Genomic DNA, 14122 nt, shown 5'->3' on the forward strand with positions numbered 1-14122 from the left:
TTGATGGCACGTCATATTGCGTGTTTACATGATCTGCACCTTCTGTACGCACCGACCGTCATGCGGAGCAGGCTATGCCAAATTTCCCCGATCATGAATTGATGATCTGCACGACCTGTCGCGGTGTGCAATCTGCCTGTGAACTACGGGATAAATTGGTGCGCCACCTGCCCAGCGCCTTCGCAATTCAAATGGTTGAGTGCATGGCAGGATGCGGGTTCCCCACGACCGTTGGCTTTCAGGCGGCGGGCAAGGCGGGCTATTTGTTTGGCGCAATAGAAACGGACACCGAAATCGCAGCCCTTGCAGAATTTGCACGGCAATATCATCAAAGCGACGATGGCTGGACGAAGGCCGGGGAAAGACCCCGCCCGCTATTCAAAAAGACCTTGGCGCGTTTGCCTGCACTGCACAAGGAACACAGATGATGGGCGATACATCTCTGCTGATCGCCCAAGGTCTGGGCCATACTGCCCCCAACGGCAGCCCCTTGATACAGGACGTATCCTTTGAACTAGAACCGGGTGCGGTGTTGGCTATAGCTGGGCCTAATGGCGCGGGTAAAACCACATTACTAAACCTGCTTTGCGGTGTAGAACCCGTGAAGCGGGGGGATATTTTATTGGCGGGGCGCAGCCTAAGTTCATATTCGTCCATGCAACGCGCCCGACAAATTGCAACCGTCAGCCAGCATGAATCGCCCGATGGGCGTTTATTGTTGCGGGATTATGTCGCCTTGGGTCAAATTCCAATTCTGGCGGATCAATCCCACCAAGATCATCAGCGCGATCTGGATCGGGTGCTGGCGTTAACGGGGCTATTACCCTTGGCAAATAACTCGATGGCGCGCCTTTCGGGCGGCGAACGACAGCGCGCGCATATTGCCCGCGCCCTGACACAGAAACCCAGCCTGCTGTTTCTGGACGAGCCAACCAATCACCTAGATCCTGATGCAAAGGGGCGCGTTCTATCCTTGGTTGCGGATCTAGGCATTACGTCTGTGATGGTTTTGCATGATCTGGTGATGATCCCCACATTTGCCACTCATATCGCATTGTTGAAGGCATCACGTCTGATGGCCTTTGGGCCAGTTGATCAGGTTCTAACCCCGCAAAACGTGCGGGATGTTTTTGGCGTAGATTACCTGTGCCTATCGCATAAGAACCGGATCATTCCCGCACTCGACATTCGAAAATCCAACATTTCAACTCAAAAGGAAATTCTATGAAACAAACCCTATTATGTGCTGTCTTTGCAGCCACTCTATCCTCAGGCGCACTGGCCGATGAAGTGGTTGTTGATAACTGCGGCACGCCTCTAGACTTTGATCGCACGCCAGAGAAAATTGTGGTGCACGATATGAACATGACCGATATGGCCTTTGCATTGGGCCTACAGGATCGCATTGTTGGCCTTACTGGTATCACGGGGTGGTATAAAACCAGCCCCGATTTTGATGCGCTGCGCGGGGACATTCCAGAGCTGGCGGCGAAATATCCGACCGTTGAAAACCTGGTGGCGGCCGAGGCCGATATGTTCTTCGCCGGTTGGTATTATGGCATGAAACCGGGCGGGGATGTTACCCCAGATACCCTGGCCCCCTTTGGCATCAAGACGATGATCCTAACCGAAAGCTGCGTGCATTTGGATAAGAACCGCCCAGAGGCCAGCATGGATCTGCTGTTCAATGATATTCTACGCCTTGGCAAAGTGATGCAGGTAGAAGGCAAGGCAGAGGCGCTGGTCGCCACATGGAAACAAGAACTGGCCGCCATCGAGGCCACCACCGCCAATCTTGAAAAACCGCGGGTTTTTTTATTGGATGGGCCTGCTGATGCGCCCTTTACGGCGGGGAAATTCGCAATACCCGATGCGATGATTGCCGCCGCGGGTGGTATCAATGTAACCCATGATATGGAAACCAGCTGGGGGCGTAGCTCATGGGAGGCTGTGGCCGCCGCCAACCCCGAGTTTCTGGTACTACTGGACTATCAGACAGGGAATGGTGCCGCAGATACCTTCAAGTTCCTGCAAAATCATCCTGTGATGTCCCAAATTGATGCGGTGAAAAATGCCCGCTGGATTGGCTTGCGTTACGAAGAGCTGACACCTGGGCCCGCAAATATCAAGGCCATTTCAAAAATGGCGCAGGCTATGCACGATAAGCAAAGCTAAATGCGGCGTCTGAATCTCACCATGCTATTGGCGGCGATCATTCTGATCGCCCTCTTGGCCCTATCTACGATCTACGGCGCGACCCAGATACCATTAGCTGATGCCCTAGACGCGGTTTTTCTTGGGCTTTCGCAGGGTGAGATGTCGCCCGTGCATCGGATTGTCTATGATCTGAGATTGCCACGTGCGTTGTTTGCCGCGGTGATCGGCGCTGGTTTGGGCGTGGTTGGGGTGGTTTTGCAAACCGCCACCCGAAATGATCTGGCCGATCCCTTTTTGTTTGGCCTGTCATCTGGGGCGGCGGCTGGGGCAGTTTTTGTAATTACCGTCACCGGTGACATATTGGGGTTTTGGACATTACCACTGGCGGCATTTTGCGGGGGATTGGTCGCCTCGGGCATTGTGCTGGCGCTGGTACATGGGCTGCGCAGTGGCACCCCAGAAAAGCTGATACTGGCGGGGCTGGCTGTATCATTTCTGTTTTCAGCCATCACCAATTATTTGATTTTTTCCGGAGACAACCGCGCGGCACATACTGTGATTTTTTGGATGTTGGGTGGGCTTGGGCTGGCGCGTTGGGAAACATTTCCCTTGGTATCCGCAGGGCTTATTCTGATCTTGGGCTTCGCGCTCTATCGCAATCGCTGGCTTGATGCCCTGTTAACCGGTGATTTGACCGCATCAACCCTTGGTATACCCGTGCGCGGGCTGAGATTTCGGTTATTCTTTGTGGCGGCGCTGGCATCGGCGGTGTTTGTTTCTGTGGCAGGGGTTATTGGGTTTGTCGGGTTGATGGTACCCCACATTGCCCGTGGTATTGTGGGGCCATTGCATCGTCATTTAATTCCTGCCTCGGCTATGTGTGGCGCTATTTTATTAACCACTTCAGATATCCTTAGCCGATTACTATTGGCACCACAGGAACTGCCTGTTGGTATCGTCACCACATCAATCGGCGCGGTTTTTGTATTCATCCTGTTGTTCAAAACGGCTAGGGCGTCCTAGTTCACGCCTTTAGCGCTTTGGGGTTGCCTATGGCCATGCTGTGATCAGACGCCGAGGGCCTTCAATCTTCGATGCGGGATTTTATGCACTCGCCAGAATATTTCAAAGATATCGCAAACATCCCCGCGCCCTTTGCACAGGTGATCCAATTTGCCTTTGACGAGGGGAAACGCTTCTCTTGGGCTAGGTTCCATGGAATCCCAACCGCAGATACCCTAAAGACCCTATTTACCAAGGATCTAAAGTCAGAGGCCATCACCCCCAAGAGCGCCTATTGGAATCCGCCTTCCAACCTAGAGGATATGCTGGCCACCAAAATTATCAGCGAAGAGACCGGTGATGGAGGCACTGATATTTCGGCAATTTTGTACACCTTAGATCTGGCCGAGCGGTCGTTCTTTTTGGGCAAAACGCAACACCAGAAAACTGCTTTTCGCTTGGATGTATCCCAATTGCCCTAAGAAACCTCTGAGAACCTGTATCGCGCAATTTCAGCCGGGGGAGGCGTTTTTTGCAACAGCGACAAGGGTTTCAATGAAGCGATTAAAATTCGCTGGTACGAGCCTAGGGCACCTAGGGTGTGGCGGAAGTTATTTACCCGATCCTTTTAGATGGGCATTGGTCTGTGTCGCCGCGCCGCGCATGGCATTGGCAAACAGGGTTACATCGATGCTTGTGGCGATAAAACGTGCCCCAATCTCTGCGCATTCCGATTGCAGTTTTGCATCCGTGGTCAAAATACCTGCCGCGGTGCCCGCCGCTATAATCTTGCGCATACAAGTTATTATGGTCGCATGTACCTCTGGGGCGCCGGGGTTGCCAATATGGCCCATATCCGCCGCCAGATCCGCAGGCCCGATAAAAACCCCGTCTATCCCATCAACCGCCAAAATATCATCAAGGGCCGCAACCCCTGCACGGGTTTCAATTTGAACCAGCAAGCAAAGTTCCGCGTGAGCAGTGTTGAGATAATCAGGAATTGCGGTAAAGCGAGAAGAGCGGCCAAGTGCCGAACCAACACCCCGTGTACCATGGGGCGGATAACTGATTGCCCGCACCAGTTGACGTGCCTGTTCTGCGCTCTCGACCATCGGGACCAACACCGTCTGCGCCCCTGCCTCTAGGTATTGTTTGATCATCCACGTTTCGCCAATCGGGGGGCGCACTACCGCATGGCTAGGCAGGCCGTCTAATATCTGCAAATGCGTGACAATACTACGCAGATCATTAGGCGCATGTTCAGCATCAACAACAACCCAGTCGAAGCCAGCCGATCCGCTGATTTCCGCGAGATAGGGTTCGGCTAGCCCGAGCCAACAACCTGTCTGCATTTCGCCTGCATGAATTGCTGCCTTAAAGGGGTTTTTGGGGATTTGCATGATGTTCTTACCTGTTGTGCCACGTTCAGAGTGTTAATTGCTCACCCCTCCAGAGGCCTGGGTTTGATATTGTCGGGTGTCATTCTTTGACAAAGGTACTGGTTAAATATCTCGATGTCCATATTTTTATTAACATGTTAATCAAGTTGCACATTCATCAAACGAATGCAGTAACTTATGCAAGGCGGCAAAACTGGTAGAAAAACAATGCCAGAAAAATGCATTATCCGCACTGTCTAGCATGGTGAGAGTTGACAAGTTATGGGTTTGATAGTTAATTAGACAACAATTAACATGTTAAGGATTATGCATGCCACATTTTCATATTGAATACTCTGCCAACCTAGAGCCAAACGTGGATATCGGCGCATTATGCGAAGCAATTCGCGCAGCGGCCGCGGAAATCGAAACATTCCCAACCGCAGGCATTCGTGTCCGCGCAACATGCTGTGATCATGTGGCCATCGCAGATGGGGCAGCTAAGCACGGGTTTATCGATCTGTCAGTTCGCCTGCGCGAAGGTCGCCCCCAAGACATTAAAGAAGAAGCGATGACCCGCATCTTTGCCACCCTAAAAAATTTCATGGCACCCGCAATGCAATCCCAATCCATCGCATTGTCCGCAGAAATGCGCGACATCAACGCCGCCCTTTCCCCGAAATTTGGAAACATTCGGGATCATATGGAGGATAACCTATGAGCGTTCTTGACGACAATATTGGCAAGCTAGACCGCTTCTTAGATCGCTTTCGTAAAACCGGCATCCTAAACCGCGTTGCGGGCAAGGATACCTTTGGCGCGGGTGGGGTATTTCAAACCACATCGCCAGTAGACAAATCCACCATCTGCGATGTGGCCCATGGCACCGCACAGGATATAAATGCCGCCGCAGATGCGGCCCATGAAGCCTTTGCAATGTGGCGCGATATGCCTGCATTAGAACGCCGCAACATATTGTTGCGCATTGCAGATGGCATCGAGGCACGCGCCGAGGAAATTGCGCTTTGTGAATGTTGGGATACTGGACAAGCTTTGAAATTCATGTCCAAGGCCGCCTTGAGGGGTGCTGAAAATTTTCGTTATTTCGCAGACCAAGTGATTCAGGCGCGTGATGGCCAGCACCTAAAATCCCCCACGTTGATGAATGTTACTTCCCGTACACCGATTGGGCCAGTAGGGGTAATCACCCCGTGGAACACGCCCTTTATGCTCTCTACTTGGAAAATCGCACCGGCACTAGCGGCTGGATGTACCGTGGTGCACAAACCCGCCGAGGCATCGCCCCTAAGCGCGCGCCTACTGGTGGAAATCGCCGAAGAAGCAGGCCTGCCGCCGGGTGTTTTAAACACCGTAAACGGATTTGGTGAAGATGCGGGCAAGGCGCTCTGCGAGAACCCAAAGATAAAGGCCATTGCCTTTGTTGGTGAATCCCGCACCGGTAGTTTGATCACCAAGCAGGGGGCAGACACCCTAAAGCGCAACCACCTAGAGCTGGGCGGAAAAAACCCTGTCATTGTCTTTGAGGATGCGGATCTAGAGCGCGCGTTAGATGCCGTGATATTTATGATCTACTCGATTAATGGCGAGCGGTGCACATCATCCTCGCGCTTGTTGATACAAGATACCATTCGCGAAGATTTCGAGGCCAAGCTGATTGAGCGTGTCAACAACATTACCGTCGGGCACCCGCTAGATCCCAAAACCGAAATCGGCCCATTGGTTTCCCTAGAGCATTTTAACAAGGTGACCAGCTATTTTGATATCGCCAAAGAAGACGGCGCCAAGATTGCCGCTGGAGGCGTAACCCTTGGGGATGTTGGGTATTTTATACGCCCTACCCTATTTACGCAGGCCACTAACAAAATGCGCATCGCCCAAGAGGAAATTTTCGGCCCTGTGCTGACCTCGATCCCCTTTGGCAGCGAAGAAGAGGCGCTGGCAATGGCCAATGACACTCTTTATGGGCTAACCGGCTATGTCTGGACAAATGATCTGGCGCGCGCATTACGCGTTACTGAAAAGCTAGAGGCGGGGATGATCTGGGTGAACTCCGAGAACGTTCGCCACCTGCCCACACCATTTGGCGGGGTAAAGGCATCGGGCATTGGGCGCGATGGCGGTGATTGGTCGTTTGAGTTTTACATGGAGCAAAAGCATATTGGCTTTGCCACTGGGAATCACAAAATCACAAAATTAGGAGCCCCTTGATGCCTGTACCCGCACCAAACCTATACCCAGACTTTAACACAATCCGCCTTAGCCATGCCTGCCTAAATGTCAAAGATCTGGCCGCATCGAAAACGTTCTACTCGGAGATACTGGGCCTACAGGTTAGCGATGAGAGCGACAACCATGTCTATCTGCGCGCTATGGAAGAGCGTGGACATCACTGTGTGATCTTGCAAAAATCCGACCAACCCGGAACCGTAGAAGTCATGGGATTTAAGACATTCGACGAGCAAGATTTGGACCGCGCCGAGGCCTATTTCAAGGCCAAGGGCCGCCCAACAGAATGGGTAACCCGCCCCTACCAAGGCAGAACCCTATTAACATCAGACAACATGGGCATCCCGCTGGAATTTTATCACAAGATGGATCGCTTAGAGCCAATTCATCAGAAATATGCATTGTACCGTGGGGTAAAGCCGCTGCGCATTGATCACTTCAACTGTTTCTCCCATGATGTGGATGCCTCGGTGGACTTTTATTCCGACATCGGGTTCCGTGTGACGGAATACACCGAGGACAACGAGAGTAAAAAGCTATGGGCCGCGTGGATGCATCGCAAGGGCGGTGTGCATGATATGGCCTTTACCAATGGCACCGGGCCGCGCATGCATCACATCGCCTTCTGGGTGCCAACGCCGCTAAACATTATTGATCTGTTGGATTTAATGGCCACCAGCGGTTATGTGGATAACATCGAGCGCGGCCCCGGCCGCCATGGTATTTCCAATGCGTTTTTCCTGTATATCCTTGATCCAGATGGGCATCGCATTGAAATCTATTGCTCCGATTACCAGACCGTTGATCCCGATCTGGAACCGATCAAATGGGATTTAACAGACCCCCAACGTCAGACCCTTTGGGGGGCAGCCGCCCCCCACAGCTGGTTTACCCACGGAACAAAATTTGTGGGTGTAGAGACAAGACCGTCTGAGATAACCGCCAGCCCAATTATTGCCCCCTAGGGGTATTGCAATCATACTAGGCCATCGCGCGTACACTCTTGCCAGTAGCAACGGGTGTTCGCAGATAAAACCGCACAGGACACAAGGGTGTTAAAATGAACTGGGATGATTTTGCCGAATGGAGCAAGCACATTGCGGACTGGGGCGCAGAGTATCACAAAACTCTGCGAGATCGACCCGTGCGCGCCCAAACCAAACAGGGCGAGATCGCGGCGCAACTGCCCGCGCACCCCCCCCAGAATCCAGAGCAGATGGATGTAATTCTGAAGGATTTCGAAGATATCATCATGCCCGGTATGACCCATTGGCAACATCCCAGATTCTTCGCATATTTTCCCGCAAACGCCACCCCACCCTCGATGCTGGCCGAGCAATTGGTGAATACCGTCGCGGCCCAATGCATGCTGTGGCAAACATCACCGGCCGCAACCGAGGTGGAGGGCTTGGTTGTGGATTGGTTACGCCAAGCTCTGGGGCTGGCCGAGGGATTTAGCGGTGTGATTCAAGATAGCGCCTCTTCTGCGACATTATCCGCGATCCTAACAATGCGAGAGCGCGCAACCGGCTATACGGGAAATCGAGACGGCTTGAACGGCAAGGGTGCCTTGCGAATTTATTGTTCAGATCAGGTGCATTCATCCATTGATCGCGCCTGTTGGGTTGCGGGTATCGGACAGGAAAACCTGATTAAAATTCCCGCCTCAGGCCCACGTTACGGCATGGATGCTCAGGCGCTGGATGCCGCTATCAGGTCAGATATTGCTGCGGGGCACACACCTGCGGGTATTGTGGCCATAACCGGTGGCACCGGCGTGGGCGGATCAGATCAGCTTGCGCCTATTATCGAGGTGGCCAAGGCATTTGATTTGTATACGCATCTGGATGCCGCTTGGGCCGGATCTGCGATGATTTGTCCAGAATTTCACAATGCGTTTTGGAACGGTGTTGATGGCTTTGACAGCATCGTTTTCAACCCGCACAAATGGCTTGGGGCACAATTTGATTGCTCGATCCAGTTTCTGCGCGATGCGACCCCGCAACTAAACACCCTGAAGATCGAGCCGGAATATTTGAAAACCACTGGTGAGGACATAATCAATTACTCCGAATGGACAATCCCGCTGGGCCGTAGATTCCGCGCACTAAAGCTGTGGTTTCTGGTACGATCCTATGGGCTAGAGGGTCTAAGGGCGCGCATTCGCAATCACGTGGAATGGGCCCAAGAGCTTTGCGAAGCATTGCGCGCATTGGAGGGCTTCGAGATCACCACCGAGCCTATCCTAAGCCTCTTTTCCTTTCGTTGTACGGGGGATGACGATACCCAACAGCGCCTAGTAGATGCCATCAATGACGATGGGCGCATCTATCTAACACAGGGCTCTTTCCAGGGGCGCAAGGTGATCCGCGTTCAAGTCGGGCAATTCGAAACAACACAACAAGATGTGATGGCCGTTAAAACGGTTGTCCAAGAAATCTGGGAGACACTACAATGAAATTCGCGACCTACACCAGCAAGGGCAGCACCTATTATGGCGCAGTGACCGATGACGGGATGATCGCCCTGAACGATGCCTGTCCACAGTGGCCAACCCTGTTTGATGCCGTACAGGCAGATGGTTTGAACACCCTAGAACGCGCCGCCCAAGAGCTGCCGGTATCGCACAGCGTGTTTGAATACGATATGGTCTTGCCCAATGCGCAGCGCATCCTATGTGTTGGCGTTAATTTCCCCGATCGGAATGCAGAATACAAAGACGGCTCGGATCAACCTAAGTACATGTCGCTGTTCCCGCGGTTTGCATCTGGGTTCACTGGCCACAATCGCCCCCTGATCCGCCCACCAGAAAGCTCACAGCTGGATTATGAAGGCGAGGTTGCTGTTGTCATCGGCAAGGCAGGGCGCAGAATTTCACAAGAGGATGCCTATGATCACATCGCCGCTCTGACCCTGTGTAATGAAGGCACAATCCGCGATTGGGTGCGCCATGCAAAATTCAATGTAACACAGGGTAAAAATTGGGATAGATCTGGATCAATTGGCCCATGGTTGGTGCCCTTTACGGATGCCAGCCAGATCGATGATGCCCGGATCATTACCCGCGTAAATGGAGAGATCCGGCAGGACGATGTTTTGTCACGTATGATGCATCCAATCCGTCGCGAGATCGAGTATATTTCGACATTTATGACGCTTAGGCCCGGCGACATTATTGTAACCGGCACCCCCACGGGATCCGGCGCACGCCTAGACCCGCCACAATACCTAAAGCCTGGTGACGTGGTAGAAATCGAAGTCAACGGCATTGGCACTTTGCGCAACACCATCGAGGATGAGGCGGTATGACCCCCCAAGATCATGCCCAAGCCGCCGCAGACCTGTTGGCCGCCGAGAACAGCGGCCAGCAAATCGGCCTGCTAAGCAAGCGCTATCCCGAAATCGGCATGGATGATGCCTATGCCATTCAACAGGCCATTTACCGCGCAAAATTGGATCAGGGCCGCAAGGTGGTGGGATGGAAAATTGGCCTTACGTCCAAGGCGATGCAATATGCGCTGAACATCGACATCCCCGATAGCGGGATTTTGTTTGATAATATGGTTTTTGAAAATGGCGCTACGGTTCCAAAGGGGCGCTTTATCCAACCGCGGATAGAGACAGAAATCGCCTTTGTAATGAAAGACGCCATAGGCGGGGCGAATGTAACGCGTGCAGATGTAATTGCTGCCACCGATTATGTCGCCCCTTCGATTGAAATTCTGGACACCCGCATTGCGCGCATCGATGCAGAGACAGGCAAGGCCCGCACCGTTTTTGACACCATCAGCGACAATGCGGCCAATGCCGGTGTTGTTCTGGGCGCGGCGCGCCACAGAGTTGATGCATCAGACCTGCGCTGGGTTGGGGCGATCACGGCGCGCAATGGCACAGTCGAGGAAACGGGCCTAGGGGCCGGCGTTCTAAATGATCCAGTTGAAAGCGTCGTGTGGCTGGCGCAGCGCATGGCCCAATATGGCCAAAGCATCACCCCGGGGCAAATCATCCTATCAGGCAGTTTTATTCGACCAGTTGAATGCCCCTCGGGCACGCAAATCGAGGCCGATTTTGGGGCATTTGGATCTGTAGAAATTGCCTTCGCCTAAGCGGTTGATAGCTGGTCATGGGTGCCGCATCGAGGTCTGAAATACTGCGTAAATCCATCAGCTTCATTTTGTCACGTCGAAGGCCATTTCAATGCGGCATATGTTTTTGGCAGGATCGTTTCTAGTCACAAGGATTATCCGTCATGGCCCTAAATCTCCGCATCGCGCCCGCAGCAAACACCCCAAGAAATTGGGGAAATATGCAAGGCGGCACCCAATGTTAGAGAGTTTCTCAGCCGAATCTCTGGCACGTGCGCAATTTGCCTTTACGGTATCCTTTCACATTATCTTTCCGGCGTTTTCCATCGGATTAGCCAGCTTTCTGGCGGTTTTAAATGCCAGGTGGTTGCGTAGCCGCGACACCACCTATCTGACGCTTTTCAATTACTGGAAGAAGATTTTCGCTGTGGCCTTTGGCATGGGCGTCGTGTCGGGGATTGTTATGTCCTATCAATTCGGCACCAATTGGTCGGTCTTTTCGGACAAGGCGGGGCCAGTCATCGGGCCATTGATGGCCTACGAGGTGTTATCGGCGTTTTTCCTAGAGGCTGGATTTCTGGGTATCATGCTGTTTGGCCGTAGCCGCGTTGGCGAAAAACTGCATATGTTTGCAACCGCCATGGTAGCCTTCGGCACGCTGATGTCTGCCACATGGATCCTAAGCGTAAACAGCTGGATGCAGACGCCTGCTGGGTATTTCATTGCCGACAACGGTCAATTCCATCCCGAGGATTGGTGGCAAATCGTTTTCAATCCATCCTTCCCCTATCGTTTGGTGCATATGGTACTGGCAGCATTTTTGACCACCGCGCTGGTTGTAGGCGGCGTGGGCGGATTGCATCTGTTGCGCGATAGGGCCGATGCATCCGCGCGACGCATGTTTTCCATGGCCATGTGGATGCTGGTTCTGGTCACCCCATTGCAGATATTGGCAGGGGATGCCCATGGCCTGAATACGCTAGAATACCAGCCCGCCAAGGTCATGGCCATGGAGGGCCACTATGACAGCCACCCAAACGGTGCGCCCCTGATCCTGTTTGGCATCCCAAATCCCAGCGAGCGGCGGATCGACTATGCGCTGGAAATCCCCAAGCTCAGCTCATTAATCCTAAAGCATGATCTGAACGCGCCATTGGCCGGATTGGATACCATCCCAGAAGAAGACGAGCCGCCGGTGGCGATTGTGTTCTTCAGCTTTCGGGTAATGGTTGGGCTGGGCTTTGCGATGCTGGGCCTTGGGATATGGAGCCTGTTTGCCCGTATGCGCCGGCGGCTATTCGAGGCCCCCGCATTATGGCGCGCATCGATCCTAATGGCCCCAACTGGATTTATCGCCGTACTGGCAGGATGGATCACAACAGAGGTCGGGCGCCAACCCTTTACCGTCTATGGTGTGTTACGCACATCCGACAGCATCGCCCCCGTAGATGCCCCCGCGGTGGCGGCATCGTTGATTGCCTTTGTGATCGTGTACTTTGCGGTATTTGGCGCGGGTACGTTGTACATTCTACGCATGATGAACAAACCCGCCACCACCGCTAAGCTGGGGCTGACAGATGGGCCAATGCGCACCGCCTCTCGACCCGCCGCTACACAGAGACAGGAGCACGAGAATGGAATTTGATCTTGCATTTATTTGGGCAGGCTTGATTGCCTTTTCGGTTTTAACCTATGTGATATTGGATGGGTTTGATCTGGGCCTTGGGATACTATTCCCCCTTGGTAGATCCGAGCAAGATCGCGATTTGATGATGAACTCGGTTGCACCCGTGTGGGATGGAAACGAAACTTGGCTGGTGCTGGGGGGTGGGGGATTGTTTGCGGTTTTCCCTTTGGCCTATGCAGTGATTATGCCGGCGCTTTATATGCCGATCACGGTGATGTTGCTGGCATTGGTTTTTCGCGGTGTCTCTTTTGAATACCGCTGGAGGGTCAAGAATAAGCGTTTGTGGGACCTCGCCTTTTTCGCAGGATCCTTTATCGCTGCATTTTGTCAGGGGATTGCTCTTGGGGCGTTGGTACAGGGCATAGAGGTCGAAGCCCGGGCATATGTGGGCGGCTGGTTTGATTGGCTGACACCGTTTTCTATCCTGACTGGGCTGGCGGTGGTGGTTGGCTATGCATTGCTGGGAGCCAGTTGGCTGATATTAAAAACCGAAGGCACATTACGTAATCAAATGCGCGGGTACGCAGGGCGTTTGGGCACGGCAACGCTGGCACTGATCGGGGTGATCAGTATTCTAACCCCGTTCCAAGATCCGGTCTATTTTGAGCGCTGGTTCAACCTGCCGGGAAGCCTATGGACAATGATTGTGCCGCTGTTGATGCTGCTGCTCAGCTGGTTTTTCTTTCGCGGGTTGCAGGGCCCGCGCGATGCGCAGCCCTTCTTGGCGGCGCTGGGGTTCTTTGTGGTTAGCTTTGTTGGGATTGGCATCAGCTTTTATCCGATGATGGTGCCCCCGCACCTTACGATCTGGGATGTCGCCGCACCGCACAGTAGCCTTGCATTTGCACTTGTTGGGGCGTTGGTTTTGATCCCGATCATTCTGGGGTATACAGCCTATGCCTATTGGGTGTTTCGCGGCAAAATGGATCCAACAGAGGGGTATCACTGATGGCGGTTTCGGGGTCTGCGCGGCGGTTCTTATGGTTTATTGGCCTGTGGGGTGCTGGGGTGGCGGTGCTGGGCGTTGTAGCCTTTGCGATCCGTGCTGTGATTTTTTAGTGCATTAGGGCGTTTGTAGATCCTGTTTAAGGATCACCATTGTGTTGGTTTCGGCAACCGCGGGGATGCTTTGCAACTCATCACGTACGAAGACCGCCAGCGCATCTATATCGCGCACCCAAATGCGCAACATATAATCAATGTTCCCCGCCATCAGCATGCATTCGGTGATCTCTGGGCGCAGCTTGATGGCATCCAAAAATTGCCGGCTGGCATTGGGCCCCTGGCGCGCCAGACGCACAGAGATCAGCACGCTGATATTTAATCCAAGCGCCTTTGGATTGATCCGCGCGCCATAGCCCATGATGACCCCGCTATTCTCCAACCGCTTTACCCGCCGGCCACAGGGCGTAGGAGAGAGGCCAACCTTATCGGACAGCTCTAGAATTGATATGCGCCCGTCTGCGCGTATCACATCCAGTATCTTGTGATCTATTGCGTCAACCTCAATCATGCACACACTCTCTATTATATCGCCATTTCATAGTGACTTTTCGCCAAAAAAC

Annotated in this window: 16 protein-coding genes; 14 read left to right on the forward strand and 2 right to left on the reverse strand. The window is 53.1% G+C overall.

Annotation, left to right across the window (positions count from 1 at the left end):
- Window positions 1-74: 74 nt before the first annotated feature.
- The 5 genes from QQL62_RS07345 to QQL62_RS07365 all read left to right on the forward strand — a co-directional run bounded on the left by QQL62_RS07345 (window position 75) and on the right by QQL62_RS07365 (window position 3641).
- Complete coding sequence (locus QQL62_RS07345) at window positions 75-428, forward strand: DUF1636 domain-containing protein (protein WP_284377289.1); 354 nt, start codon at window positions 75-77, stop codon at window positions 426-428.
- The gene (locus QQL62_RS07350; RefSeq protein WP_284377291.1) at window positions 425-1228 is read left to right on the forward strand and encodes an ABC transporter ATP-binding protein; all 804 of its coding nucleotides are present in this window, start codon (window positions 425-427) and stop codon (window positions 1226-1228) included. The genes QQL62_RS07345 and QQL62_RS07350 overlap by 4 nt, the downstream gene beginning before the upstream one ends.
- Window positions 1225-2175: an ABC transporter substrate-binding protein gene (locus QQL62_RS07355; RefSeq protein WP_284377294.1), complete on the forward strand. Its 951-nt coding sequence runs from the start codon at window positions 1225-1227 to the stop codon at window positions 2173-2175. Before QQL62_RS07350 ends, QQL62_RS07355 begins: the two co-directional genes overlap by 4 nt.
- On the forward strand, window positions 2176-3180 hold the full coding sequence (locus QQL62_RS07360) for a FecCD family ABC transporter permease (protein WP_284377296.1): 1005 nt from the start codon (window positions 2176-2178) through the stop codon (window positions 3178-3180).
- Between the two features lie 83 nt (window positions 3181-3263).
- Window positions 3264-3641, forward strand: coding sequence for a hypothetical protein (locus QQL62_RS07365; RefSeq protein WP_284377298.1), 378 nt, complete (start codon window positions 3264-3266; stop codon window positions 3639-3641).
- A 129-nt stretch (window positions 3642-3770) separates the two neighbouring features.
- Here the strand turns inward: QQL62_RS07365 and QQL62_RS07370 are convergent, their stop codons facing one another.
- Entirely contained in the window at window positions 3771-4559 is a 789-nt protein-coding gene (locus QQL62_RS07370) for an HpcH/HpaI aldolase/citrate lyase family protein (protein WP_284377300.1), read from the reverse strand.
- A 310-nt stretch (window positions 4560-4869) separates the two neighbouring features.
- On the opposite strand from QQL62_RS07370, the gene QQL62_RS07375 reads away from it, so the two are divergent.
- The 9 genes from QQL62_RS07375 (at window position 4870) to QQL62_RS07415 (ending at window position 13616) form a co-directional block, all read left to right on the forward strand.
- A complete protein-coding gene (locus QQL62_RS07375; RefSeq protein WP_284377302.1) occupies window positions 4870-5259 on the forward strand; it encodes a 5-carboxymethyl-2-hydroxymuconate isomerase in 390 nt (129 codons plus the stop codon).
- A complete protein-coding gene (hpaE, locus tag QQL62_RS07380; protein ID WP_284377304.1) occupies window positions 5256-6767 on the forward strand; it encodes a 5-carboxymethyl-2-hydroxymuconate semialdehyde dehydrogenase in 1512 nt (503 codons plus the stop codon). Before QQL62_RS07375 ends, hpaE begins: the two co-directional genes overlap by 4 nt.
- A complete protein-coding gene (gene hpaD / locus QQL62_RS07385) occupies window positions 6767-7750 on the forward strand; it encodes a 3,4-dihydroxyphenylacetate 2,3-dioxygenase (RefSeq protein ID WP_284377306.1) in 984 nt (327 codons plus the stop codon). The genes hpaE and hpaD overlap by 1 nt, the downstream gene beginning before the upstream one ends.
- Before the next feature lie 95 nt (window positions 7751-7845).
- Entirely contained in the window at window positions 7846-9243 is a 1398-nt protein-coding gene (locus QQL62_RS07390; RefSeq protein ID WP_284377309.1) for a pyridoxal phosphate-dependent decarboxylase family protein, read from the forward strand.
- Window positions 9240-10094 carry a fumarylacetoacetate hydrolase family protein gene (locus tag QQL62_RS07395; protein ID WP_284377311.1) on the forward strand — a complete coding sequence of 285 codons (855 nt, stop codon included), beginning with the start codon at window positions 9240-9242 and terminating at the stop codon, window positions 10092-10094. Before QQL62_RS07390 ends, QQL62_RS07395 begins: the two co-directional genes overlap by 4 nt.
- Window positions 10091-10891 carry a 2-oxo-hept-4-ene-1,7-dioate hydratase gene (gene hpaH / locus QQL62_RS07400; RefSeq protein ID WP_284377313.1) on the forward strand — a complete coding sequence of 267 codons (801 nt, stop codon included), beginning with the start codon at window positions 10091-10093 and terminating at the stop codon, window positions 10889-10891. Before QQL62_RS07395 ends, hpaH begins: the two co-directional genes overlap by 4 nt.
- A 217-nt stretch (window positions 10892-11108) precedes the next feature.
- Window positions 11109-12515 carry a cytochrome ubiquinol oxidase subunit I gene (locus QQL62_RS07405; RefSeq protein ID WP_284377315.1) on the forward strand — a complete coding sequence of 469 codons (1407 nt, stop codon included), beginning with the start codon at window positions 11109-11111 and terminating at the stop codon, window positions 12513-12515.
- Window positions 12505-13506 (forward strand): cytochrome d ubiquinol oxidase subunit II, encoded by a 1002-nt coding sequence (gene cydB / locus QQL62_RS07410; RefSeq protein WP_284377317.1) that lies wholly within the window; start codon window positions 12505-12507, stop codon window positions 13504-13506. The genes QQL62_RS07405 and cydB overlap by 11 nt, the downstream gene beginning before the upstream one ends.
- The gene (locus QQL62_RS07415; protein WP_284377319.1) at window positions 13506-13616 is read left to right on the forward strand and encodes a DUF2474 domain-containing protein; all 111 of its coding nucleotides are present in this window, start codon (window positions 13506-13508) and stop codon (window positions 13614-13616) included. Before cydB ends, QQL62_RS07415 begins: the two co-directional genes overlap by 1 nt.
- Window positions 13617-13620: 4 nt before the next feature.
- Here QQL62_RS07415 and QQL62_RS07420 read toward each other — a convergent pair whose 3' ends face one another.
- Window positions 13621-14070 (reverse strand): Lrp/AsnC family transcriptional regulator, encoded by a 450-nt coding sequence (locus QQL62_RS07420; RefSeq protein WP_284377321.1) that lies wholly within the window; start codon window positions 14068-14070, stop codon window positions 13621-13623.
- Window positions 14071-14122: the final 52 nt, after the last annotated feature.

This window comes from Amylibacter marinus (assembly GCF_030160015.1).
Classification (GTDB): Bacteria; Pseudomonadota; Alphaproteobacteria; order Rhodobacterales; family Rhodobacteraceae; genus Amylibacter; species Amylibacter marinus.

Coding starts and splice junctions, on each gene's coding strand:
- QQL62_RS07350 (WP_284377291.1), top strand. CDS start 425: ATGATGGGCGATACATCTCTGCTGATCGCCCAAGGTCTGGGCCATACT.
- QQL62_RS07405 (WP_284377315.1), top strand. CDS start 11,109: ATGTTAGAGAGTTTCTCAGCCGAATCTCTGGCACGTGCGCAATTTGCC.
- QQL62_RS07360 (WP_284377296.1), top strand. CDS start 2,176: ATGCGGCGTCTGAATCTCACCATGCTATTGGCGGCGATCATTCTGATC.
- cydB (WP_284377317.1), top strand. CDS start 12,505: ATGGAATTTGATCTTGCATTTATTTGGGCAGGCTTGATTGCCTTTTCG.
- QQL62_RS07355 (WP_284377294.1), top strand. CDS start 1,225: ATGAAACAAACCCTATTATGTGCTGTCTTTGCAGCCACTCTATCCTCA.
- QQL62_RS07345 (WP_284377289.1), top strand. CDS start 75: ATGCCAAATTTCCCCGATCATGAATTGATGATCTGCACGACCTGTCGC.
- QQL62_RS07370 (WP_284377300.1), bottom strand. CDS start 4,559: ATGCAAATCCCCAAAAACCCCTTTAAGGCAGCAATTCATGCAGGCGAA.
- hpaE (WP_284377304.1), top strand. CDS start 5,256: ATGAGCGTTCTTGACGACAATATTGGCAAGCTAGACCGCTTCTTAGAT.
- hpaD (WP_284377306.1), top strand. CDS start 6,767: ATGCCTGTACCCGCACCAAACCTATACCCAGACTTTAACACAATCCGC.
- QQL62_RS07390 (WP_284377309.1), top strand. CDS start 7,846: ATGAACTGGGATGATTTTGCCGAATGGAGCAAGCACATTGCGGACTGG.
- hpaH (WP_284377313.1), top strand. CDS start 10,091: ATGACCCCCCAAGATCATGCCCAAGCCGCCGCAGACCTGTTGGCCGCC.
- QQL62_RS07365 (WP_284377298.1), top strand. CDS start 3,264: ATGCACTCGCCAGAATATTTCAAAGATATCGCAAACATCCCCGCGCCC.
- QQL62_RS07395 (WP_284377311.1), top strand. CDS start 9,240: ATGAAATTCGCGACCTACACCAGCAAGGGCAGCACCTATTATGGCGCA.
- QQL62_RS07415 (WP_284377319.1), top strand. CDS start 13,506: ATGGCGGTTTCGGGGTCTGCGCGGCGGTTCTTATGGTTTATTGGCCTG.
- QQL62_RS07420 (WP_284377321.1), bottom strand. CDS start 14,070: ATGATTGAGGTTGACGCAATAGATCACAAGATACTGGATGTGATACGC.
- QQL62_RS07375 (WP_284377302.1), top strand. CDS start 4,870: ATGCCACATTTTCATATTGAATACTCTGCCAACCTAGAGCCAAACGTG.